Origin of the sequence: Shewanella waksmanii (assembly GCF_043643685.1) — a bacterium.
Lineage (GTDB): Bacteria > Pseudomonadota > Gammaproteobacteria > Enterobacterales > Shewanellaceae > Shewanella > Shewanella waksmanii_A.
Map to the genome: position 1 here is coordinate 17,030 of NZ_JBHZSN010000001.1, position 22,925 is coordinate 39,954.

The window sequence follows — 22,925 nt, forward strand, 5'->3', positions numbered from 1 at the left end:
TTCTCCTTATTGATGTTGGGCTGGCATTACATGCCGTAAACGTATTCTTGTTGTTTGGGGTAAGGGGTGTGCTGGTGGTTGTGGCGAACCACTGCCAGAGCTTGTGCATATTGATGCAACATATGTTGGCTATAGCGGATCCGCTCTCGTAGCTTGATGTCTCGAGTGTTTGCGGTGTTAGTGGCTTGCAGCATTTGGGTGACATCACGAATGATCAAGTGGTCTGGTAGCGCGATCATCTTGTTGTTTTTTAGGGCATTCATTCTTAGCTCTGCGATAGGGTAAGCACCGCTGATACCGCTGGATACGGCGATAAGTAACACCGGTTTATGTGCTGTAGATTGGTTGTCGCACATCAGTAAAAAGTTCTTCAAGATCGGAGTCGCCATTCCGCCCCATTCAGGTGTGATGAGCACCAAAGCATCAGCCTCTCGCACTTGTTTATCTAATTTGGGCCAGTCACCGCCATTGTTTTGTTTGCTGACAGAATCTCCATCCCATAAGGGAATATCTAACTGGCATAACTCTACATAATTGATGTGAGTAAAGTGCTTTTCTGTTTCGGCAAGATAGCGACCAACTTTGTCGCTTTGGGAATGTGCACGATGACTGCTGCTGATGATGAGTAGATTCATTATGTAATCCTTTTTGTTTACTTAATATTAAATAAGGTAATTGGTTTATTTAATGAAGTAAAGCATAATGTAAATAAAAAAGTTTACTTAAGCGTGAGATCAGTAATAATAGGGCTATTAATGAGCCACGGTGTAGGTGAGTAGTGAAGAAAACCAGCGAACGAATCATTGAGTTTATCAAGCTCAATGGCCCGGCTACGGCAAAGGTGCTTGCAACAGAGTTTAGTCTAACCACCATGGGAGTGCGCCAACACCTGCAATCTCTCGAAGATGATGGCATGTTGACTTATGAAGATAAGAAAGCAGCACGTGGGCGGCCGACACGTTACTGGGGATTAACGACGAGCAGCAACAAATACTTCCCGGATCGGCATGATGATTTGACCAGTCAACTTATTGAATCAGTGGTGACTGTGTTTGGTGACGGCGGATTGGAGCAGTTAATTGCTCACCGAGAGCAAAAGAGCTTTGAGCTTTATTCCGAGCGGTTGCACTCAAAGTCAGGGTTAGAGAATAAGTTACAGGAGCTAGCCAATATTCGTACAGAAGAAGGCTATGTTGCCAATGTTGAGTTTGATGGGCGCTGCTACTGGTTATTGGAAAACCATTGTCCGATTTGCGCCGCTGCAACTCGGTGTTTGAACTTTTGCCGTTCAGAGCTAGCCTTGTTTCAAAGCTTGTTAAGTGATGAAGCGATTGTGACTCGTGAAGAACATATTATTGAAGGCGCTAGGCGCTGCGCATATAAGGTGACACCAAAAGAGCTCGCCGATGCAGAGTAAACGTGGTCGTTTAGACAGGTTTATTAGCCAGCAAAAGCAGATTGCTCGTAAACAGGTGCGTCTGCTGGTGGCACAAGGGCAGATTTGGGTTGACGGTGTCGTTGCTAAGGATGTCGCCCAGCTTATTGATGAGTTTAGCCATATCCGCTTAAACGATGAAGTTTTGCAAGCGCAATCGCCAATTTATCTGATGTTACATAAACCCGTTGGTGTAGTATGTGCCACGGTTGATGCGCAGCATAAAACCGTGATTGACCTGATAGATCATCCGCAAAAGCAGCAATTACATATTGTAGGGCGTTTAGATCTTAATACCTCGGGGTTAGTGTTGCTAACTAACGATAGTCGCTGGTCTAAGCGGCTGATGTCTCCTGAAAACAAAGTTGCTAAACGCTATCGAGTGACCTTGGCACATCCACTGAGCGACCAATATATAGCGGCTTTTGCAGCAGGTATGTGGTTTGAATATGAAAAGATTACTACCTTGCCCGCAAAGCTTGAAATCATTGATGATTTCACCGCAGAGGTCATTTTAACAGAAGGTAAATATCACCAGATTAAGCGCATGTTTGGTCGTTTTCGTAATCCGGTTGTGGCTTTACACCGTTATGCCGTAGGTAACATGCGCCTTAGTGATGACTTGTTGGTGGGGGAAAGTCGCAGCTTGACCGAACAAGAGGTTGAGCAGATCTAGCCGGTTAGCTCGGTTTCATGGCGAAGAGTACAGCGTGGTTCAAATCTTGGGCGTAAATTTTCTATTTGGCTGTTTTTAGACTAACTTTAAGTGTTAGTCATTGAAATGTCAGGACACCATGCCGGGGACTCAACAGGTAGCAGAACGTCGATTTTTACTCGCTATTCGCGAGTCGTTTATCGCTTTGTTGCCATTTTTGTTTGTTAATTCATTAATGGCTCTCATTATTGCGTTAGTCGATGTATGGCAGCCACAATGGCAACAGTATCAATTTTATGCTTGGTTGACTGAATTTGGCGGGGTTCTGTTTTCATTTTTCCCTTTACTTGCCATGTTATCCCTGTCTTTTCATTTTGCCAAATACCTTAATTTGTCAGCCGTGGTGGTTGCTTCACTATCTATTGGTGCACTGATTGCACTGCATATTCATGTTGGTGGTGCTTCAATTAATACTGAGGGTTTTAGTCGCTTTTTCGGTGATCCTCGGGCCGTTATTTTACCTATTGTCATGGCCTACAGCTTACGTTTTGTCATGACAATAGAGCGACTGCAGTTTATCAAGAGTACGTCTCTAAGCGGCTATTTAAAGCTACACCTTAATATTCTGCTACCGCTTATCATCTGTTTTATCGTGGTGACGACTGGTGTATGGATGCTAAGCGAGATCGCAAAAATGCTGCTAGTGCCGGTTATGGAGCAACTAGGCGATGCGAGCCTCACTCAGCAAGTGTTTGTCCGAGTGCTCGTCACCCATATTTTGTGGTGTTTTGGGGTCCATGGCGACAACGCCTACCTCTTAGTCGTTGGCATAGATAATGGCCTGCAACAGATCCTTCCGAATCTAACTATCGCTCAATTTATGGATTTGTTTGTTCTATTTGGTGGCAGTGGCGCCACGATTTCGTTATTGATTGCTATTTTTTGGGCCTCTGAGGATAGAAACTCCATCAATGTAGCGCGAATATCACTGCCTTTCTCGCTGTTCAATATTAATGAAATACTCATCTATGGTTTGCCGGTAATCTTTAATCCCCGCTTGGTGCTGCCTTTTGTTATGGTGCCTTGCATCAATATGCTTATTGGCTATGTTGTCGTAAATCAGGGATTGATTAGTTTTAGTGGTCATGATTTTCCCTGGGTGACCCCCACAATCCTTAATGGGTTTATCGCAGGCGAGGGGATAGGTGTCGTTTTGTTGCAACTACTGCTGATAGGTTTAGGGTTTTTTATTTATCTGCCTTTTGTAAAACGAACGCAACTGTTGTCTGGTAATGCCAGTTTAGATGCCACAATGATTAAGCGAGTTCAGTTGCAACATGATATAGATAAGATAGCCGAGCAAAACTATTCACAAAAACAGCAGCAGATCATAGAACACAGCCGCAATTTAGAAAAAACCATCAAAGAGGTACTTAACGGTGAGTTGCTGCTGTATTACCAACCTAAAATTGATGTTGAACACAATATTGCCGTGGGCTTTGAGGCTCTGCTGCGTTTGAGAAACAGTGAAGGTAATGTCGTTGGCCCATACTTCATAGAGGAATTTGAGCAGGCAGGCTACTCCAATTTGATTGACAGCTTTGTGATTAATCGCCTATCCGAGGACATGCAAAAATGGCATGAATCCGGATTTTACCCTAAGGTCAGCATGAACCTTAATCCCAATAATATTATTGAAGAATCGATACTTGAGTTGTTGCTAGATAAGCTCGCTCGCTATGCCAAATCGATTGAAATTGAGTTGCTAGAGTCGGCCTTTATGATCGATTTCGACCGTATAGAGCACTGTATCAAACGCTTAAGAGACGTTGGATTTGTCATTTTACTTGATGATTTTGGCACCGGCTTTTCCAGTATTAGTTTGCTCAGCAAGGTTAAAATTGATGGCATTAAATTAGACAGAACCATGTTAGAAAATATTGTTAACCCTAAAGGACGCACCTTGTACTCTCACACTTGTATGTTGTGTCAAAGCTTAGGGTTTACGTTAATTGCTGAAGGCGTAGAAACTAAAGAAGAGGCTAGATTTGTTAAATTGGCTGGGGTTGATTACGTACAGGGTTGGTTGTATGCCAAAGCGCTGCCCAGAGAAGAAGCGAAGCGCTACATGATTTTGTCACAGCAATTAGGCACACAGCCTGAAGCAGCAGATCATTATCATCAGCAATAAAAAAGCAGCCTAGTGGCTGCTTTTTTTAGTTGCAATTAAGCGCGTTGTAGTTTCAATAGCCACTTACCGTACAAGTAGATCCCCACCGCCGAAATGGTGCCGATGGCAGCGATAATATACCAGGCCATGCCAATATTGTGGGTGTTGTAAAGCAATGTCGTCAGGGCTTTTTCTGATTCACCAGTAAAACTGACTAAAGTAGAAAAGGCTTCACCTTGAGGTATGGCGGCAACCTCTTGGGCACTCATGCCACGCTCAGAAAGTAGCTGTAACGAGAATATCTCTTTAGATGCGTACATTTCATAAAGTTTAGGCGCGAAGTAGCCTTCTAACGTCCAGCCGATACCTTGCGGCAACATAACAAAGCCTAAGTACATTGCTTTTTTACCTTCTGGTGCGATATTACCCATGAACTCATTTTTCTTAGGGCTAATCATCATCTCACCAAAAGAGAACATCGCAATCGCCAGAACCATCATCCATGCCGCATTGGTGGCACCAATAAGCACAAATGCCAAAATACTTAATAGACAGCCGCCTAACATCGCAGAAGTGATACGATATTTTGCCGTTAATGCAGCAACCAAGAAGCATGATGTCATGATCATACCGGCGTTGAGGTTCAGCATACCTTCAGGCATGACTTTCGTACCTGAGTTATCCAGGCCTAGCCAGAACTGAATAACCCCATTTGAAGTGCCTTCTGGGCCAAATAATGAGGTAACAATAACGCTCGTATCTACCCACTCAGCGATATGGATGGGTAATACATCAAATAGCGAATTGAACAGGAACCAGAAACCAGAAAATACCAGCATGTAGTAGATAACAATAGGCTTTTTCAACTCATGCCAAGCATCTTTCCACAGTGCGTCTTGGTGAATTTCTCCCGCTTTGATTTTACGTTTCCGTTCTAGTCGTTCTTCTTTACCTGGCTCTTTGTAGGCCAGTAAAAATAGGAAGTTAAGAGAGATGATTGCGGCGCAGGCATAGAAAACGTTATCCCAAGAAAGCTGGCGCATATGTACCGCGACCAGAGGGCCAAGGAAGCCACCGATATTAACCACTTGGTAGAAGATGCCCCAGGCCATTGAGGTATTTTGCCGCCCCGTAGACAGGACTAAGGTGCCTTGAATGCCGGGTTTAAATATCCCTGTACCACCTGCAAGTAGGATGGCGCCAAATAAAAAGCCCCAGAAGCTGGGGAAGAACGCCATTACTAAATAGCCGGCAATTTTAATAATTGTTGATGCGAAAATGGTTTCTTTATAGCCAACGCGATCGGAGATACCGCCGGTAAAAACAGGAATGAAAGTCTGCATAAATGCCCAGATAGCGATAATGACACCATAATCGCTAAGGCTAATCCCTAGACCACCTTCAGAAACAGGGGCTTTAGCATATAGGCCTGCACTGGCTTTGACACCATAGTAGGCAATACGCTCAACGAGCTCCATGCCACCAACAATCCAAAATACGTAGCTCAAACTGGCAATGGAGGCCCACATACCGAGCTGTTTGACCTCACGCAGATCATTATCTGCGTAGGGGTTCTTTGGGTCGCTCATACTTATCCTTTACAAATTGTTGTTTATTGTTGTTATTTGCGCCTAGCTTGTTGGTTAGGCGCTATGTGCTTGTGAGTGCAAGCCACACTTTACCTAATTTGTTGCAAAAGATCAGTGCCAAATTAATACTTGTGACGTGAACTTGGACTTGGATGAACAAATATCATGTTGCTATCGTGGTTAAGCGATAACCCCCCTTGTAGTGGCAGGTTCTTTATGTCGCACATTTGTGGCCAACAGTCTATACAGATGGGCTGTTTTGAAGACTCGGTCATTCCCAGCGCGAGTTAGTATCAACGTTGATTGGACCAATGACTCATTAAACTTAAACTCGCCCTTTGGGAGTTTTTTGGGCTGCCTACTTTTTCGTTAAATAACTTCGCAAAAGAACCAGTATTACTTAAGTTATTCGTCTTGAACTAGCGTGCCCAAAATAGTTCTGAGTAGATCACTTTCTTATGCTGACTGGTATAACGCCATAAAAAAACCGCCCAAGGGCGGCTTTTTAGTTACAATCGCGAGTTGGTTAGCGAGCATGTTTTGCCGCTAAAGAGCGGGCTAGAATACCTATGGTGGTACCATTGTGAAGCAGCGCGCTAGTCGCTGGAGTCAGCCAGCCGAGTGCGGCGGCTAACATAATGCCACTGTTGATATATTCGGTGAGTTTGATATTGCTATTGATCAACTTCATGGCGATATCAGCCAAGGTTTTAGCTTCTGCAACAGCATAGAGTTTGTCTTTTAATAACACGACATCGGCAGCTTGCCTCGCTAGTTCGGTGCCATTTTGCATGGCGATACCGACATCAGCTTGGGTCAGGGCTGGGGCATCATTGACCCCGTCGCCAACAAACATCACCTTATGACCCGCTTGCTTTAGCTGCTCAATAATACGTGATTTACTGTCAGGAGTGGCCTCAGCATAGACTTTGTCCAAGGCTAACTCTTCACCGAGCATATGGGCTTTGTACTGGCTATCACCAGATATCATGATGAGCTGGTTTATGCCACTTTGGCGCAATTGAGCTAAGGTCTCAATGACATCTTCGCGCAATTGATCACGCAAACCTATCATACCGATTAAGCGTTTTTGATGAGCAATGAAAATTAAGTGGCGCCCTTGCTTTTCAAGGTTAGTGATCTGAGCTTCAAAGGGCCTGAAATCGACATTTTCGTGCTCTTCAAGGAAGTGGCGACTGCCCATATTGAGACAATGCTGATTTAAGGTGCTCTTTAAACCGTGGGCAATAATATACTCCACTTCACCGTGGGCAATGTGAGGCAATTGATTGTCTTGAGCTGCATTGACAATAGCTTGGGATAGCGGGTGATTACTATGCTCTTCAACCGAGGCGGCAATAGCGAGTAAGTCACGTGCACTATTGGCGCCATCTAGTGGCACGACGTCAGTCACTTGCATATCACCATAAGTTAAGGTGCCGGTTTTATCAAACACGCAGGTGTCAATTTGGGTTAACTTTTCAATGGCACTACCGCCTTTGAGTAACACCCCATTTTGAGCGGCGCGATACATAATCGATTTAAAAGTTACCGGGGTGCTGAGTTTTAACGCACATGAGTAGTCAACTAAGAACACCGAGGCCAATCGATTCACATCTTGAGTTAACGCAAACACCGCAGCACCTATCCCTAAGGTAATTTTAACTCGGCGGTTAGCCATATCTTGGGTAACCTGCTGAATTTCACTCTTGCTGCTCAATGAGTCATAGATTAGCTGGGCTATTTTTGCCGTGGTGGCTTCGCTGCCGACTTTGTCCACTCGAACCTGAATATTGCCTTCGTGAACACTGGTGCCAGAGTATATCACCGCATCTTCTTCTCGACGTACTGGGACATTTTCTCCAGTAAGCGCCGATTGGTTTATCAGTGCTGCGCCTTTAATGATGGTGCCATCAATCGGAATCGCATCGCCAGGTTTTAGCTCGATGATATCGCCAGTCACTAAGGTTGAAGAGTGAACTTGAACCGATTGTTGGTTGGTTAACTTCCACACCATGGTTTCAGCAGGTTGCATTAATTCAGCCAGCAGTTGGTCACTGTTGCGACTGGTGCGTTGCTCCATGTATTCGCCAAAACTGATTAGGCTTTGGGTCATCATTGCGGTACTATAGTCACCCCGCCAAGCCGAAAGACCGACAGCGATAGCATCGAGTACTTCAACAGATAAGCGTTTGTCTTTTAGCTCATTAATTCCTTCAACCAGTGTTGGTGCAATCAATGTTGCTGTAGAAACCGCGCCCCAGCGCGAGGGAAGTAACGCCGCAGCTAAGGTACCGATAGCATTCATGGCAATATCGCCACGGGTATATTGGTGTTCGGTTTCTTCTGCTTGCCCTTGGCTTAGATCCAGTGCGGCAACCCTGTGCTCCAATGTTTCTTTGGTTAATAGCTGAGGGTCATATTCCACTGCAATAGAGGCTGCATGGCTATTGACTCGAACCTGCTTAATCCCTTGAATCGCAATCAGGCTTTGCTTAATCCAAGCTTCAAGATCTTGGTACTGCTTTAATAGTGGCAGGCGAAACCTGACTCTTCCGGGAATATGGTGTTTGATGGTCACAACCATCATTGATCGCCTTTATGTAAGTTACGGTAATATTCAAGCTCGGCTTGGGTGTCTTCTAAGCGCTCTTTTAATTCTTCCACTTCGCCACGAACAGCAGACCAGGCTTTTTCGCCTGTGGCGGTGACGCCTTGCTGAATTTTCTTGTTACTTAAGAGGTAAGCAACGGCAGCACCTGCGGCTATACCCATCACAAAATGGGTCTTGCTATTGCTATTTTTATAGCTTGGCTCTGTATTGCTAGACGCTGGGGCGTTAGTTGGTGCCTGAGTCAGTTGGGCTGGGGCACCATAATAGGGGTAGGGATAATAAGGGTTGTGATTATTCATTGAGTTGACCGTCTTTATGTTGTTGTAGCATATATAGACCTGCGGCACCGACACTCAATATGGTGAGCATTGATAACGTGGGTCGTCCAGCCATCTGTTGGGCAATATAGGTGGCACTGCCGCTAATCGCGCCGGCTTTAAGCGCATCTTTTGCAGCATGTTTGACCATTTGGTCCGTATCGATTTCGCCCTGTTGGCGTCGCTGCCATTGGCTAGCAGCAGATGCGGTACCACCCACTAAGGCCCCAACCAACATGGCTCTGCTGGCTGGGCTTAGCTTGTCTTGGCTATTGCTCATAGCTTCGCTTCTGATTCAGTGGCTAACTGAGGCTCAATGCTAGGTTCTGGGGCTTCAGCGTTTTCTAAAGATTGTGCCTCATCTTGTTGAGGCTGCTTATGGCGGTCAACTGATTCCTTAAAACCTTCTTTACCAGCTGAATAGGTGTCGCGGAAGATCTCGCTGCCTGTAGTGACATTTTGTTGTACGTTTGATGCCGTTTTCACCGCTGCATCTTTTACGCCTTCGCCACCGGTTTTAAGCATGTTACCCGCACCAGATACGGCGTTCATTAGGCCTTTTCTCACGTTTTCATTGCTCAGTAACAGTGCTGCAGCAGCGCCAACCATAGCGCCTTTCCAAAATTCTTTATCGTTCATACCCATGTTTCCTAATAGTTCTTTAAAAATACCAGCTTCTTCGCCAAGTGCCCCTTCCAACATGGCTTGGGCTTGTTCAAAGAAAGGATCGCTGACGTCGCCTTGTTGTGGCTCAGGTGGCGTCATATTCGGTGGCATACCAGGTGGTGGCATATGCATATGTGGTGCACCGTAAGGTGAGCTAGGTGGTGGCATATGTGCATGAGGATGCCCATGAGGATGAGCATAGTGCTGTGGGTGACCACCTTGAGGGTAACCGTAATGGTGTGCTGGTGGATAATAATAAGGGTGCATCATATGTGGCGGTGGAGCATAGTACCCTGGTGGTGGGCTTGCCTGTCCCCATGGATTAGCTGACTCAGCATCATGGGGAGGCTGGTTATATGTCTGCTGCTTGTCTTCACTCATTGTTTGCTCCATTTAAAGCTAAACGTTCGCTAATTTGATAGCAGGCCTCTCGGGCAGCTTGTTCTGATTCTGCGAATAAGGCATCAATTAGCGATGGTGTTATTTGCTGTGGGTCGTATTCAATGACCACACTGCCTGTTGCGTGGTTAATTTTGTATTGTTTCAAGGCGGGCACTTTTTGCACCGCTTGCTCAATGTCACTGGCACTGAAGGCGGCAAATTGTGTCAAAATGCCCAGTTTATATTTCAGTCGAATGCGACCAGGTATATGGTGACCAATTGTCACCCAGCGCCGCAGTTTTAGCGCTGATTCGATATGTTTGTTCATGCTCAGATTATATCCGTAATTCAGCATTATCCATTGATGAGTAAGTAAATTTCGGTGCTAACTCACTTTTGTTTGCGCTAAATCAAACTTAAATGATATGATTGCGAATGAAAATGATTATCATCACACTATTGAGAATGGTTGGTAAAATTATGCAAACCTATATTCATAAAACAGCACAGCGTTTACGGGTTCGGTCTGATTTTGTTCGTAATCATCCTGCTGAGGTGAAGCAATTGCTATCACAACTACAGCAGATTGATGCCATTACCGATATCAAACACAAGAAGCATGCAGGTTCTGTGGCTATTTGCTTTGACGCTGAGCAGATGAGTGCTGATGATTTACAAGAGTTATTGGAAAGTCATAACTGGATGCAACAAGCGACTAAACCTTCTTACATCGAAAGTGCGGTAGTAAAAGGGACAAAAACCTTGGCTAAAGGCGTCACAGTGATGGCATTAAAACAACTGGTAGGGCCGACATTTAGTCGAGCAATATTAAGCATCTAATTATCACTGACGATGATCACCGTGATGGTTTAAGACAATAAAAAGCTGGCTACATAGCCAGCTTTTTTAATGCGCATTTACACTGTCCGCCTTGGCGTGCGGGGCACTTCTTACAAGGTGGTGACTTTAACGGGAAATGGGTAATATCTTTAGTCGCAGCAGGTTTTAACTGGGTGACAGGCGCAAGCTTTTTTCCGGTTTGCGTGGGCTGTTTAAGTTGAGTTTGGCCGTCATCAAACCATGATAGCACCGGGTTAAACGGCGTTTTTAATTCATTAACCGCCGTTTTTAAGGCGTGTTGTGACAGTTGGCTAAGCTCATTGCGTAACTCATCATTAACGCTTTCTAGTTCAGTAACCCGCTTATGCAGTTGTTTCAGTTGTTTCAGCGACTGCTTGTTGGCTTTTTTACTGCTCTTTTTGAGTTTCTTTAGCGCCTTTTTTGCGTTCACATTATGACCTTATCCAGCCTGATGATGACCCAGATAGTAGCAGTTTTTACTCAACGCTTAAAGTTAAATGATAATTAATCGCATTTATCTGTGATCGCTAATATAAACTGGTTGGCGTAAAAATGTATGGCTAGCCTGTCAGATGCTTATGCCGCTGGTATTAAAAATACCAGCGGCTTGCTAGCTGCCATTGCTGCTCAATCAGATCAGCTGGTAAGCCTTGGGCCGCTCGCGCTGGACGACTTGAGTCAATGCGATTGTATTCAGCCTGGAGATACCAACCTTTCTGGATGCGATATTGATAAGAGGCCGTGAGGCCGAAGCCTGATTCATCATTATTATCATCTAGGGTGAAATCTCGGTCTTCGACCTCGAAGCCTTCGACGCGAAATGTGAGTCGGTGTTGCTGCCAGCGGCGGCTAAGTAACAGGTATGCCGCCCGATAGCGGTTATTAACGACATCGATACCATCAGGAGATTGCATTAAGGTGTCACCTTGCATGAATTGTGCGAGTAGTAAAATTTTATAGGGTAAGTGCCATTTGTTGTCGACATGGAAAAACCGGGTTTTCCAAGCGTATTGGCCATTTTTTACGACCCGAGTGTCAGCGTTGTTGTCGTAGTAGCCAAGGGTGAGTTCACCACGCTTTTGATAACGCCAGCGTGTATTGACGTGGTACCCAAAGCGATTATCTAGCTCGATAAAAGGATCTGAATAACGTGCTTGTTCAGCCAAGCTGCCTTGTAAGCTTGGCATATTGCTAAGTGGTAATGTTTCTTGAATCAACGTCTGTCTTGAGCTGTTAGTCCAGCCGTGCCAAGCAAGCATGGCACCAGCAGTATCATTATTTTGGAATAAAGTCGCTGATAGGCTGAAGTCATGCTGGCTGTTAGTGAATTTCCCCAGCCGTTCAATGGTGAACTCGGCTCCTAAGTGGCGAAACTCTTCGCCTAACCAGCTGTTGATTGATGAAGGCGTTAATGTATAGGGCGACGACCAAGCGGTGGCGATGTTTTCTAACGAGATAGTCGGGTACATTAAGCCGGCTCGCGCTTGTATACGATAGCCTTGCTGATAGGGTAGGCCGCGGTATTTCAGAAAGGCTTCGGTAATGCCAAGGCCATCTCGAACGCCGTCTAGATAGCCATTGGCAGTAATGTGTGCTGCAAAGGCGTTCTCCCAATCCACTTGATAGCTTAAGCCTGCTTGCGCAATAGAGAGCTGCCCACCGTCGTTAAATCGATATTTGCCTAAGCCGCCGTCAACGTGGCTATCGATACTGTCGGTGTAACTGGCGCGCATATCGATAATGCCAGAAAAATCATGTTCAGCAGCATTTGCATTTAGCATTAGTAAACACAGCATCCATAGCCAGTATCTCATCCTTGCTCCTTACTATTTGAGTTTTACTACCGTATTGGTGGCTACTGCTTGATATTGAGACTGAGAAAGCCAGCTGATTAAGGCATCAGCACTGACTGGTTTAGATAAGTAGAAACCTTGGCCCATTTCACAGCCACGATCCGTGAGCCAGTTTAGCGTGGCTTGGTTTTCTATTCCTTCTGCTACTACCTGTAAACCCAGGTTATGGGCTAACTGTAAGGTTGATTCGACAATGATTTGATCGTCATTATTGATCATCAGGTTTTGCACAAAAGATTTATCGATTTTTAGCTCATCTACCGGTAACTGCTTGAGCTGAGCGAGCGATGAGTATCCTGTACCGTAATCATCAATGGATAATTTTAAGCCATGCTGCTTGAGGGCTGACAATTGTTTAATGGCATTTTCTGGATCAGCGACCACTGCATCTTCAGTGATTTCGAATGTCAGTGCATCAATGGCGACATTGTGTTGGTTGATCATTTCCAGCACATAGTCACAAAATGCCATGTCTTTAAGGTTCTCGGCTGAGATATTGATTGCTATCGACAGCTCAATGCCCTGCTTTTGCCATGCCACATATTGAGCCAATGCAGAATGAATGACCCAATGGGTGAGGGCATTCATTTGTCCCATCTGTTCGGCAATGGGAATAAAGGTATCGGGCGGGATCATCCCTCTATCTGGATGTTGCCAGCGAACTAGCGCTTCAACATGGGTGACTTTGTTGCTTGCTAAGTTGAGCTTTGGCTGATAGTACAGCACTAGCTCATTATTGGCGATTGCGGGTTTAAGCTCATTAATCAATTGCAGTCGATCGACACTATTCACATCAATTTGCTGGTGGTAAACCTGCACATCTAAACGGTGCTTCTTGGCATATTGCAGCGCCGTATCAGCTTGCCTTAACAGCATCTCTAAATCACAAGGGTAATGAACAAAGCTGACACCGATAGTCAACTGCAGGTGTAACGAGATATCTTGATAGCAATATTCGGCTTCAATCACGTGTTGAATTTGACTGATGAGACTACGTACGTGTTTGGTTTCACTTTGTTTGATGGCAATAATAAATTCATCGCCATTGAGGCGACACACTAAGTCTATGCTACTGAAGCTACTTAAACGGCGGCCGACCTCTTCAATCATTTTATCACCGACATCATGACCTAAGGTTCCGTTGACTTCAGTCATGCGTCGAATGTTTATTTGGCAAAGAGCTAAGGGGGCTTTTTCTGCAAACCAACTTTGGGTCACGCGCTCTAATTCATTTTTATTACCCAGATTGGTTAACGGGTCGTGAAACGCTTGGAAGGCGATTTTGTTTTCGCGGCTCAAAATAGCTTGCTGCATTTCAGTGAACTCTTGCGCTAATGCTTGCATTTCAGAACTGGAGCCGACTTCCACTTTTGAATGATAGTTTCCTTTGGCGATAAACCTGGCTTGGGTGATCAATTGGGTGATGGGTTTAGTGACCCCTCGGGCAATGATATAAGCCAGCATCAGAGACATTGGTAGCATCAGCAGAATAAGTACTAACTGTTGAAGCCATTGTTTCTGTGATGACGCCAGCACATCACTGCGGCCTAAATACATAAATGCGTGGAGTTGACTGTCATTGACATCGCCTATAAATGCTTGCCATAACAGGTAGTCATGGTGCTGCGTACCATGCAAAATGTAGTCGTTTAGTACCTGACTATCGCTGCTTGATAAACCATTGTCTGTCGCATTGATAACATGTTTGACTTCATTTTCATCTACCAACATAAAACCAGTGTTCAGGCCGGTTTGCTGAGAGAGTGAATGGGTTAGCTCATCACCAATAATGTAGCCAAAACCAAGCCAACCTATGATGTTTGCTGCCCCACTCGTGATGGGGGCAAACTTCAACTGGTAGACTTGATCATCGAGTCGATACAAGGGGTTGTTATCATCCAATTGAGAACCAAGTTGATAGCGAAACGGTTTGCCTTGTTCCGAGCCGACTTTTACCTTACCGCGCTCACTGCCCGTTGGGGCGAGAACAAGTTCACCAATGACGGTACCTTGTTTATCGACAGCAATAGCGAGATCGGCATTTATCCGTTTACGGTGGTTATTGAGGGCAACTAAAAAGCTGCGTCGATCATCATCAATAAATACCTCTTTGAGGCCGAAGTCTTTAGCAGCGGTTTCAGCAAACGCAGTAAGGTAATAGTTTCGGTTATCGTATTCAGATTTAAATACCAATTCTGCTATGGATAATTGGTTGGCTAATTGTTGTTGCTCAAGTCGTTTGTTGGCGTAAAAAGTGATCGCAAAAGAGATCGCCTGAATGGCAATCAGTAGAATAACAAAAAACGCAAAAATCCTTGTTTGTATTCGATTAAACATATCGAACATTAATATCCTTCTAAAAACTCAAAGTCGTCTAAGCTTTGTTGAGTTGGAATGTCAGCCATTTCGGCTGCAATGGTTATTGCAACAGCTGCCTTGCTGGGCAAACTGAGGGTTTCTGTAACGCTGTTATCGGTAGTCATTAGCTGCGGGTGCCAAATGACCATTTGGTATTGACCTTTTGGAACACCGTCAAGCTCAGCTTGGCCTTGCGGGTTGGTAACGGCAAAGTAGGGGGTATCAACAACCAGCACATGGCCACTCATCCAGTCATGGATATTACAACCCATCGAAATATGACCCGCTTCATCAAATAGCATCTGCTTTTGGGTATCGTCTTGCTTGAGCTTGAAGGAAAAACGTTTTGGTCCCGACGCTGAATAAATATGATGGGTGATATCGTCGTCATTAACAAACTGCAGCTGGTAGCCTTTTTGAATTACGGTAACGTACGGCGTAAATTGTTTATTATATTGATGAATTTCAATGGGATCTTTCGATGGCGTGTTAACAAGCGCTGTTGAGGTGTGTTCATTGATTAAATACACCACCATTCCAGGCATAGCCTTACCAGCCGTATTGGTGACCGTAATCGTTTGAGCTACTGCTGAGCAACTACTTATTGCCATGATGAATGAATAGATCAGGACATTTAATTTACCTATACCTGTGCGGCTCACATCAACCCCTTTAATGCTACTTTAGTGTTTATTTCAACTCGACAGTGACAGCGTTTGCTATCGCAAGTTTGCCTGCCTTGGGTAATAGAACGGTAATCGGTGACTTTTATTTCATAATTGCAATGTAAACGTGGTTATTGAAGGCATAAAAAAAGCAAAACCGAAGTTTTGCTTTTTGGGGAGTGCATTAATTGAATTAGCGAGCGTCGCCTAATCTTTTTATTTTGCTGCTAGCCTAGGCTTCTAACTTAGCTAACTCAGCTTTTTGTTCCAGTAGCTTATCCATATCGCGTTGGTACTCGGCTTGTTTGGCGCGCTCTTTCTCAATCACAGCAGCAGGTGCTTTGGCTACAAAGCCTTGGTTAGAGAGTTTACCTTCAATACGTTTAAACTCGCCGGTAATTTTCTCCAACTGCTTATCGATACGCGCCATCTCTTTAGCGACATCAATTAAGCCTGCCATTGGAATAAGTAGCTCCATGTCACCCACAAGTTGAGTCGTCGACATAGGGGCTTCTTCACCGTCAGCTAGGATGGTCATTGACTCTAACTTAGCTAAGGTGGCAAAGAAGGTTTGGTTCGCTTCTACGCGGGCTTTATCTTGCTCACTCACCCCTTTAAGCAGTGCGTTAAGCGGTTTTGATGGTGCAATATTAAGCTCTGCGCGAATGTTACGCACTGCAGTTATCACTTGCTTAACCCATTCAAGATCAGCCATATCTTGAGCATTAACTTTGTCGGCTTGATATTGTGGGAACTCAGCTAACATCAATGTATCACCTTCAACACCAGCTAGAGGCTTAACGCGTTGCCAGATGGTTTCAGTGATGTACGGCATCATTGGGTGCAGTAAACGTTGCATAGCTTCGAGAATGGTTACTAGCGTATGACGTGTACCACGCTGCTCAGCCTCACTGCCGTTTTGTAATACAGGTTTAGTCAGCTCTAAGTACCAATCGCAGAATTGGTTCCAAGTAAATTCATATAAGGTATTCGCTGCTAGATCAAAACGATAGCTTGCCATATGCTCATCAAAGCTTTGCACCGTTTGATTAAACAGCCCGGTGATCCAACGATCAGCTAGTGAGAGTTGCATCTCGCCACCGGCTTGACCACAATCTTGATCTTCGGTGTTCATTAATACGTAACGTGATGCATTCCAAATCTTGTTACAGAAGCTGCGGTAGCCATCAAGACGTTTCATGTCCCAATTGATATCACGGCCAGTCGATGCCATTGCCGCTAAGGTAAAGCGCAGTGCATCGGTACCGTGTGCTTCAATGCCTTCGCTGAACTCTTTACGGGTACTCTTCTCAATCTTAGCCGCTAGCTTAGGCTGCATCATATTGCCGGTACGCTTTTCAACCAATGCTTCTAAGTCAATACCATCAATCATGTCTAATGGATCAAGTACGTTACCTTTAGACTTAGACATCTTATTACCGGCTTCATCGCGGATTAGGCCCGTAACATAGACAGTTTTAAATGGCACCTGTGGCTTACCGTTTTCATCTTTGATGAAGTGCATGGTCATCATGATCATGCGTGCCACCCAGAAGAAAATAATGTCAAAGCCAGTGACTAGCACATCGGTTGGGTGGAAGGTTTTGAGCGCTTCAGTATCGTCTGGCCAGCCTAGCGTCGAGAACGTCCAAAGAGCTGAGCTGAACCAAGTATCGAGTACATCGGCGTCTTGGCGTAGTACAACATCATCGCCTAAGTTATGCTTTGCACGCACTTCGGCTTCGTCGCGTCCTACGTATACCTTTCCAGCCTCGTCATACCAAGCTGGGATACGGTGTCCCCACCATAGTTGACGTGAAATACACCAGTCTTGGATATCACGCATCCAAGAGTTGTACATATTTTCATATTGTTGTGGCACAAACTTGATGTCGCCGTTATCAACCGCTTCCATTGCCGTTTTAGCCATTGGTGCGACAGAGACATACCACTGGTCTGTCAGTAGCGGTTCGATAACCACACCACTACGATCGCCATAAGGTACTTTTAGCCCGTGAGGATCAATTTTGCCCAGTAGGCCTAATGTTTCAAATTCAGCGACAATCGCTTTACGTGCTTCAAAGCGGTCAAGGCCGGCGTAACGCTCAGGCAAGCTATTATCAAGTTCATTGTTTGCACTGCCGTCGGTATTAACCACTTCAGCACTGCTACGAATTGCTGCATCAATGGTCAAGATATTGAACATAGGTAAGTCGTGGCGCTTACCCACTTCATAATCGTTGAAATCGTGTGCTGGGGTAATTTTAACGCAGCCAGTACCGAACTCCATATCGACGTAATCATCTGCAACAACTGGAATGCGACGATTAACGATAGGCAACAAGATGAACTTACCAATTAAAGACTGGTAGCGCTCATCGTCAGGGTGAACAGCAACCGCACTGTCACCAAGCATGGTTTCAGGACGGGTGGTGGCAACTTCTAAATAATCTTTACCATCTGCGGTCAATGCGCCATCTGCAAGTGGGTAACGGAAATGCCACATGCTACCTTGTTTTTCTTTATTCTCGACTTCTAAGTCTGAGATGGCAGTGTGGAGCTTAGGATCCCAGTTAACCAGACGTTTACCGCGATAAATAAGGTCGTCTTCATATAAACGGACGAACACTTCTTGTACCGCCGCAGACATACCTTCATCCATGGTGAAGCGTTCACGATCCCAGTCTACAGAGGCGCCTAGGCGTCGCAACTGTTTGGTAATGGTGCCACCTGATTGGTTTTTCCAGTCCCAAATACGTTCAATAAAGTTATCGCGGCCTAAGTCATGACGACTTAACCCTTCTTCTGCAGCAACTTTGCGTTCTACTAGCATTTGAGTTGCGATACCTGCGTGGTCGGTACCCACTTGCCAGAGGGTATTTTTACCTTTCATGCGTTGGTAGCGAGTCAGGGTGTCCATAATGGTGTCTTGGAAAGCATGACCCATGTGCAAACTACCCGTCACGTTTGGTGGCGGAATCATAATGCAATAGTTGCCTTTGGATGTATTACCGTGAGGCTTGAAGTAACCTTTCTCTTCCCATTGTTGGTATAGAGATTGTTCAATAGATTGCGGGTTGTATGTCTTTTCCATAGGAGCGTGTGCTTCTCAAACTAATTAAATGGTTGTGTTATTGATGATTTTCAGTCGACAACTGGATACCTAAATCACGATATTGTCGGTAGCGATCGCGGGCAATCGCTTTTTTGGCATCATCATTAGCAACGAAATCGATAATATGACCAAAGTTTACCGCAAATTGCGGCGCTTGGTCTGCTAGATTAACCAGAACATGACGATTTTTATTAGGGCCAAGCTTATCAAAGCCAATTTCAACTGGCGCTCCGCCCGTCGGGCCTTCCCCTTTTAAGTTGTGGGGAACAAAAGCGTTAGGTTCAAACTGCCATAGTAGTTCATCTATTTCATAAGCTTGCTGCTGATCTTGGCAGTGAATATAAATCAATTGCTGTTGACTATAAGCTTGTTGGGACAGCTCACATGCGAGCCGATAGACTGCCTGCATAGCCGGGGCAAAATCACTGTTGGGATCTTGCTTTACGGGCGGCATGACATGGAACAAAGCATTAGGCATAGTTAGGCAACAATTGAGTACGCTTACTTAAGTGGCAACTTTACCACTGACGAAAGACGAGATTTTACACTAAAACGCCAGCTAAGTTCAGCATCTTTTTGGCTTGTTATGATTAAAATGTGCCACCAAGCTGTCAATGAAGCAGCGAATTTTCAAAGGTGTATGTGCGCTGGGTAAATAAAGGGCTTGAACAGGCATTTCTACGGCACCGAAATCAGCAAAAACACGGGTTAACTTTTTCGACTCGATAGCCTGCATCACCATCCAACTAGGTAACAGTGCAATTCCTTGATGCTTGATGGCCAGCTGCATAATCAAATTGGCATTATTACACCTTATGCTCGGGTCTATGGTGATGTGATGGCGACGTTGACCATCAATAAATGGCCAACGAGTGAGCCTTTTTGATAGTGAATAACCTATGCTGCGATGGGTATAAAGATCATCCGGTGAGCTGAGTTCGGGGCTGTGATTTAAATAGCTTGGTGAGCACACATAGATGGCTTGAGTGTTAAATAAATGCCGTGCTTTTAAATTTGAGTCAGTTAATTCCCCTGCACGGATCACCACATCATAATCTTCAGCAATTAAGTCCACATATTGATCATTTAACGAGATGCTCAATTCAATGTGAGGGTAGTCATCGGCGAATGCTGCAAGCATATCCACCAGGAGAGTTTCAGCTAATGAAACTGGAATCGAGACTTTTAATTGCCCTTTAGCAATGACATTGCCGTGTTGTAGTTGCGCTTCCACATCTCGCAGTTCAGTGAGTATTTGTTGGCACTGATTGAAGTAGTGCTCACCGGCATTGGTCAGTGACAGTTTCCGGCTACTGCGGTGCAATAACTGCAAACCGAGGGATTGTTCTAGTGCGGCGACTCTTTTGCTAATACTGCTTTGCGAAACTTGTTTTTCAGCGGCCACCGCTGAAAAGCTGCCAAGTTTAACGACGCGAATGAAGTCCTCTATTGCAGCCAGTTTTTGCATCTTGTTGACTAGTATCTATTCCATTTCAGAATAGATACTAGTCAATAATTGATATATTTGCGAATTTATTTCTTGCATATACTCAAATTTGAAATGAATGAGGAGACAAGTTTATGCAGGTCTATGTGTGGGTTTTGCAACTGTTGTTGAGTGTATTTTTTGTGGTTGCTGGATCAATCAAAGTGTTTGGTTGGCAGAAATTTATTTATCAAACTCAATTAGCATTTTTTCAGTCCTATGGCTTTAATCGCTCAATGATGCTGACTGTGGGAATAATCGAACTCGCTGCCGCGATTGGACTGTGGTGGCCACACGCCATGGTTGCGCAGTTAAGCGCACTGGCAATAGCGGCAGTTTCAGCTGGTGCGATTGTTTGTCATCTGCGTTTTGATAGTGCTCGCAATGCCATAGCGGCGATAGTGACCTTAGTACTATCTACCACTGTGCTATCCGCTTCTGCTTTTGGCAATTTAAGCGGTGGATTTTAATTGATGATGGTGTGATTGCTGCTGGCGAACAAACTGCTCAAATTGCTGACAAGACTCAGGTTTATGATACAGGTAACCTTGATAGTTGTAGCAGCCAAGGTTGCGCAGTATTTGCCGCTGTTCATTTTGCTCGACCCCTTCGGCAATCACGTTGAGATCTAAACTCTGAGCCAAGTTGACAATCGTTTTTGAAATCGCCACATCGTTTTCATCATGCTGCAAATCTCTGACAAAAGATTTATCAATTTTCAGCTGCGATAGTGGCAGCGATTTTAGGTAACTTAAGCTAGAAAAGCCGGTGCCAAAATCATCTAAGGAAAAGATAATGCCACTGTCGGACAGCTCGTCCATTATCGCTACCGTTGTGTCAATATTGTCGATAAAAATGCCTTCGGTGATCTCTATTTTTAACTTACCTTTGGGGACTTGGTGGATATCAATAAGTTGTTTCACATACAGGGTGAAATTCCTGTCTAACAACTGCACCGAGCTAACGTTAACGGATAAGGTCATGTGGGAAAACAGCGGCTGTTTTGCCCAGGCACCGAGTTTTGCGCAGGCCTCTGAAAGCACCCATTTTCCCACTTCGATGATCAGCCCGGTTTCCTCTAGTACTGGGATGAACTCATCAGGCCTGACTAAGCCTTTTTGTGGGTGCTGCCAGCGAATTAAGGTTTCTGCACCGATAATACCGTTGTCGTCACTAAACTGGGCTTGATAATACAGGGTAAATTCGCCATTTAAACAGGCGTTTTCCAAGTCTATTTCCATCTGTTTGCGGTTTAGAATATCGGTTTGCATGGCTGGGTCGAAAAAGCTGATGTGGTTTTTTCCGCTATCTTTAGAGCGGTACAAAGCCAAGTCGGCTTGCTTTAATGCTTCATCACAGGTGGTACCTACATGGTTAAATAGAGTAATACCGATACATGCGGTCAGTTTAAACATGCAGCCATTACTGACGATAACTTGGCTTAGGCTATTTTGTATGCTTTCCGCCGTGGTACGTGCAAAATCGACGGCGATACGCTCATTTAATGAAATGTGCGGTAGCAAGATAGTAAACTCATCACCACTCCAGCGACTTAAGGTATCTTCAATACCGATAGCGTTACTTAATCTCGCTGCGATTTCAGTCAGCACTTCATCACCTAAATCATGACCATGGATATCATTAATTTCTTTAAAATTGTCTAGATCTATAAATAATACTGCACCATAGAAATGCAGCCGGCGACTAACGGCGAGTGATCGCATTAAGCGGTCCTTTAGTAGGCGACGGTTGGGTAAATTAGTTAATTGGTCAAAATAGGCTAACTCATGAATCTTATTTTTACTGGTTTCGACATCGGTAATATCAATATTTGAACCAATAAATCGAATGGCTTTATTGTGTTGGTCGGTTATTACTTTTGCTGAAGCTTGTATGGTTCTGACTTCGCCATCTCCGCGGACTATTCTAAATTCACCGTTAAAGTTTTTCGCATTGGCAATGGCGTCTTGAAAACTGTGAAGCGCTTTGGCTGCATCATCAGGATGGATGGCGTCGGCCCAAGTATCAAATGTCGCCGAAGTTTGTTGAGGATTAACATCATAGAGTTTGTACATCCAGTCATCCCAGATGAGTGATTGGCTGTCGATTTGATAATCCCAGATGCCAATTTCGGCTGCCTCTGCAGCAATGGCAAGCCTCTCCTGGCTATCTAACAGCTCGCTGCGATTAAGCACTTCTTCATGAATTGCAAATAGATAGGTTTCATCGCCTATCACTAAACGTGTAGCACTAAGTTGGAAGCAACGCTCTCTATGTTTTTGAAAGCTCAGATATTCTAAGCGAATAAAATCGACTTCTTGGTTAATCAACCTATCGATCTCTAGCTGTAGATTTTGACTTTGCCTATCTTGTTCGTTTTGATAAATATTGAGGTAGTTGATACCGGTCCATATGGCGATGTTTAAATGTTTAAAGCAGCTGAAGTTACGCCAGCGTTGATTGACTACATGAATAATGCCTTTGGTATTGATGATGGCAATAGGCAGAGGAAACTGCTCAATCAGTTCACGAAAGTGGTTTATGGTGAATGCATTACTGCTGGCGGTATTCATAATAACTATTCCCTTAGTGACTTATGAGTTACTTAACAACGTGGTGAATATGACACCCCTCAAAAGGGCTAAAAATCGTGACCCTGCTGAGTCCTTTCATTTTTCAAGGGTACTTAAAGCTTAGTCGAAAATAGTTGTTTGTTGAGAATTCTTTGGTGGATTCATCGGTGCTTAGGTCGATTGTTAA

At 44.6% G+C, this 22,925-nt stretch carries 20 protein-coding genes; 5 read left to right on the top strand and 15 right to left on the bottom strand.

The annotated features are described in order from the left end of the window. Nucleotides 1-26: 26 nt before the first annotated feature. Nucleotides 27-635, bottom strand: a complete 609-nt coding sequence (locus tag ACHUFW_RS00090) for an NAD(P)H-dependent oxidoreductase (protein WP_394199799.1) — start codon at nucleotides 633-635, stop codon at nucleotides 27-29. 143 nt (nucleotides 636-778) lie between these two features. On the opposite strand from ACHUFW_RS00090, the gene ACHUFW_RS00095 reads away from it, so the two are divergent. From ACHUFW_RS00095 to ACHUFW_RS00105, 3 genes are all read left to right on the top strand, one after another. After that, the gene (locus ACHUFW_RS00095; RefSeq protein ID WP_394199801.1) at nucleotides 779-1,417 is read left to right on the top strand and encodes a helix-turn-helix transcriptional regulator; all 639 of its coding nucleotides are present in this window, start codon (nucleotides 779-781) and stop codon (nucleotides 1,415-1,417) included. Continuing rightward, a complete protein-coding gene (locus ACHUFW_RS00100; RefSeq protein ID WP_394199803.1) occupies nucleotides 1,407-2,111 on the top strand; it encodes a pseudouridine synthase in 705 nt (234 codons plus the stop codon). The genes ACHUFW_RS00095 and ACHUFW_RS00100 overlap by 11 nt, the downstream gene beginning before the upstream one ends. A gap of 100 nt (nucleotides 2,112-2,211) precedes the next feature. Beyond that, the gene (locus ACHUFW_RS00105) at nucleotides 2,212-4,281 is read left to right on the top strand and encodes an EAL domain-containing protein (protein WP_394199805.1); all 2,070 of its coding nucleotides are present in this window, start codon (nucleotides 2,212-2,214) and stop codon (nucleotides 4,279-4,281) included. Nucleotides 4,282-4,316: 35 nt separating this feature from the next. Here ACHUFW_RS00105 and ACHUFW_RS00110 read toward each other — a convergent pair whose 3' ends face one another. The 6 genes from ACHUFW_RS00110 to ACHUFW_RS00135 form a co-directional block, all read right to left on the bottom strand. Then, on the bottom strand, nucleotides 4,317-5,849 hold the full coding sequence (locus ACHUFW_RS00110; protein WP_394199807.1) for an MFS transporter: 1,533 nt from the start codon (nucleotides 5,847-5,849) through the stop codon (nucleotides 4,317-4,319). Between the two features lie 526 nt (nucleotides 5,850-6,375). Next, nucleotides 6,376-8,439 carry a heavy metal translocating P-type ATPase gene (locus ACHUFW_RS00115; RefSeq protein WP_394199809.1) on the bottom strand — a complete coding sequence of 688 codons (2,064 nt, stop codon included), beginning with the start codon at nucleotides 8,437-8,439 and terminating at the stop codon, nucleotides 6,376-6,378. Further along, nucleotides 8,436-8,762: a YtxH domain-containing protein gene (locus ACHUFW_RS00120; protein ID WP_394199811.1), complete on the bottom strand. Its 327-nt coding sequence runs from the start codon at nucleotides 8,760-8,762 to the stop codon at nucleotides 8,436-8,438. The genes ACHUFW_RS00115 and ACHUFW_RS00120 overlap by 4 nt, the downstream gene beginning before the upstream one ends. Further along, nucleotides 8,755-9,060, bottom strand: coding sequence for a hypothetical protein (locus tag ACHUFW_RS00125; protein WP_394199812.1), 306 nt, complete (start codon nucleotides 9,058-9,060; stop codon nucleotides 8,755-8,757). Before ACHUFW_RS00125 ends, ACHUFW_RS00120 begins: the two co-directional genes overlap by 8 nt. Next, nucleotides 9,057-9,827, bottom strand: a complete 771-nt coding sequence (locus ACHUFW_RS00130; protein ID WP_394199814.1) for a hypothetical protein — start codon at nucleotides 9,825-9,827, stop codon at nucleotides 9,057-9,059. Before ACHUFW_RS00130 ends, ACHUFW_RS00125 begins: the two co-directional genes overlap by 4 nt. After that, a complete protein-coding gene (locus tag ACHUFW_RS00135; RefSeq protein WP_394199816.1) occupies nucleotides 9,820-10,155 on the bottom strand; it encodes an HMA2 domain-containing protein in 336 nt (111 codons plus the stop codon). Before ACHUFW_RS00135 ends, ACHUFW_RS00130 begins: the two co-directional genes overlap by 8 nt. Nucleotides 10,156-10,262: 107 nt before the next feature. On the opposite strand from ACHUFW_RS00135, the gene ACHUFW_RS00140 reads away from it, so the two are divergent. After that, nucleotides 10,263-10,667, top strand: a complete 405-nt coding sequence (locus ACHUFW_RS00140; protein WP_394199818.1) for an HMA2 domain-containing protein — start codon at nucleotides 10,263-10,265, stop codon at nucleotides 10,665-10,667. A 49-nt stretch (nucleotides 10,668-10,716) separates the two neighbouring features. Here ACHUFW_RS00140 and ACHUFW_RS00145 read toward each other — a convergent pair whose 3' ends face one another. The 7 genes from ACHUFW_RS00145 to ACHUFW_RS00175 form a co-directional block, all read right to left on the bottom strand. Continuing rightward, complete coding sequence (locus tag ACHUFW_RS00145) at nucleotides 10,717-11,118, bottom strand: hypothetical protein (RefSeq protein WP_394199819.1); 402 nt, start codon at nucleotides 11,116-11,118, stop codon at nucleotides 10,717-10,719. 160 nt (nucleotides 11,119-11,278) lie between these two features. Further along, on the bottom strand, nucleotides 11,279-12,502 hold the full coding sequence (locus ACHUFW_RS00150; protein ID WP_394199821.1) for a hypothetical protein: 1,224 nt from the start codon (nucleotides 12,500-12,502) through the stop codon (nucleotides 11,279-11,281). A 12-nt stretch (nucleotides 12,503-12,514) separates the two neighbouring features. Further along, nucleotides 12,515-14,887: a bifunctional diguanylate cyclase/phosphodiesterase gene (locus ACHUFW_RS00155; RefSeq protein WP_394199823.1), complete on the bottom strand. Its 2,373-nt coding sequence runs from the start codon at nucleotides 14,885-14,887 to the stop codon at nucleotides 12,515-12,517. Further along, nucleotides 14,887-15,561 (bottom strand): cupredoxin domain-containing protein, encoded by a 675-nt coding sequence (locus ACHUFW_RS00160; RefSeq protein ID WP_394199825.1) that lies wholly within the window; start codon nucleotides 15,559-15,561, stop codon nucleotides 14,887-14,889. Before ACHUFW_RS00160 ends, ACHUFW_RS00155 begins: the two co-directional genes overlap by 1 nt. Before the next feature lie 235 nt (nucleotides 15,562-15,796). Beyond that, nucleotides 15,797-18,658, bottom strand: coding sequence for a valine--tRNA ligase (locus tag ACHUFW_RS00165; protein ID WP_394199827.1), 2,862 nt, complete (start codon nucleotides 18,656-18,658; stop codon nucleotides 15,797-15,799). Between the two features lie 37 nt (nucleotides 18,659-18,695). Beyond that, on the bottom strand, nucleotides 18,696-19,157 hold the full coding sequence (locus ACHUFW_RS00170; protein ID WP_394199829.1) for a DNA polymerase III subunit chi: 462 nt from the start codon (nucleotides 19,155-19,157) through the stop codon (nucleotides 18,696-18,698). An 87-nt stretch (nucleotides 19,158-19,244) separates the two neighbouring features. Continuing rightward, a complete protein-coding gene (locus ACHUFW_RS00175) occupies nucleotides 19,245-20,147 on the bottom strand; it encodes a LysR family transcriptional regulator (protein WP_394199831.1) in 903 nt (300 codons plus the stop codon). Nucleotides 20,148-20,260: 113 nt separating this feature from the next. Between ACHUFW_RS00175 and ACHUFW_RS00180 the strand changes: the two genes are divergently transcribed. Next, nucleotides 20,261-20,635: a DoxX family protein gene (locus tag ACHUFW_RS00180; protein ID WP_394199833.1), complete on the top strand. Its 375-nt coding sequence runs from the start codon at nucleotides 20,261-20,263 to the stop codon at nucleotides 20,633-20,635. On the opposite strand, the gene ACHUFW_RS00185 is transcribed toward ACHUFW_RS00180, so the two are convergent. After that, a complete protein-coding gene (locus ACHUFW_RS00185) occupies nucleotides 20,618-22,738 on the bottom strand; it encodes a putative bifunctional diguanylate cyclase/phosphodiesterase (protein ID WP_394199835.1) in 2,121 nt (706 codons plus the stop codon). The genes ACHUFW_RS00180 and ACHUFW_RS00185 overlap by 18 nt on opposite strands. Nucleotides 22,739-22,925: the final 187 nt, after the last annotated feature.

Bases quoted from the DNA above. Each gene is read 5' to 3' on its own strand.
- ACHUFW_RS00090 (WP_394199799.1), bottom strand. From the start codon at position 635: ATGAATCTACTCATCATCAGCAGCAGTCATCGTGCACATTCCCAAAGC.
- ACHUFW_RS00100 (WP_394199803.1), top strand. From the start codon at position 1,407: ATGCAGAGTAAACGTGGTCGTTTAGACAGGTTTATTAGCCAGCAAAAG.
- ACHUFW_RS00110 (WP_394199807.1), bottom strand. From the start codon at position 5,849: ATGAGCGACCCAAAGAACCCCTACGCAGATAATGATCTGCGTGAGGTC.
- ACHUFW_RS00115 (WP_394199809.1), bottom strand. From the start codon at position 8,439: ATGATGGTTGTGACCATCAAACACCATATTCCCGGAAGAGTCAGGTTT.
- ACHUFW_RS00120 (WP_394199811.1), bottom strand. From the start codon at position 8,762: ATGAATAATCACAACCCTTATTATCCCTACCCCTATTATGGTGCCCCA.
- ACHUFW_RS00125 (WP_394199812.1), bottom strand. From the start codon at position 9,060: ATGAGCAATAGCCAAGACAAGCTAAGCCCAGCCAGCAGAGCCATGTTG.
- ACHUFW_RS00130 (WP_394199814.1), bottom strand. From the start codon at position 9,827: ATGAGTGAAGACAAGCAGCAGACATATAACCAGCCTCCCCATGATGCT.
- ACHUFW_RS00135 (WP_394199816.1), bottom strand. From the start codon at position 10,155: ATGAACAAACATATCGAATCAGCGCTAAAACTGCGGCGCTGGGTGACA.
- ACHUFW_RS00140 (WP_394199818.1), top strand. From the start codon at position 10,263: ATGAAAATGATTATCATCACACTATTGAGAATGGTTGGTAAAATTATG.
- ACHUFW_RS00150 (WP_394199821.1), bottom strand. From the start codon at position 12,502: ATGAGATACTGGCTATGGATGCTGTGTTTACTAATGCTAAATGCAAAT.
- ACHUFW_RS00155 (WP_394199823.1), bottom strand. From the start codon at position 14,887: ATGTTCGATATGTTTAATCGAATACAAACAAGGATTTTTGCGTTTTTT.
- ACHUFW_RS00165 (WP_394199827.1), bottom strand. From the start codon at position 18,658: ATGGAAAAGACATACAACCCGCAATCTATTGAACAATCTCTATACCAA.
- ACHUFW_RS00170 (WP_394199829.1), bottom strand. From the start codon at position 19,157: ATGCCTAATGCTTTGTTCCATGTCATGCCGCCCGTAAAGCAAGATCCC.
- ACHUFW_RS00175 (WP_394199831.1), bottom strand. From the start codon at position 20,147: ATGCAAAAACTGGCTGCAATAGAGGACTTCATTCGCGTCGTTAAACTT.
- ACHUFW_RS00180 (WP_394199833.1), top strand. From the start codon at position 20,261: ATGCAGGTCTATGTGTGGGTTTTGCAACTGTTGTTGAGTGTATTTTTT.
- ACHUFW_RS00185 (WP_394199835.1), bottom strand. From the start codon at position 22,738: ATGAATACCGCCAGCAGTAATGCATTCACCATAAACCACTTTCGTGAA.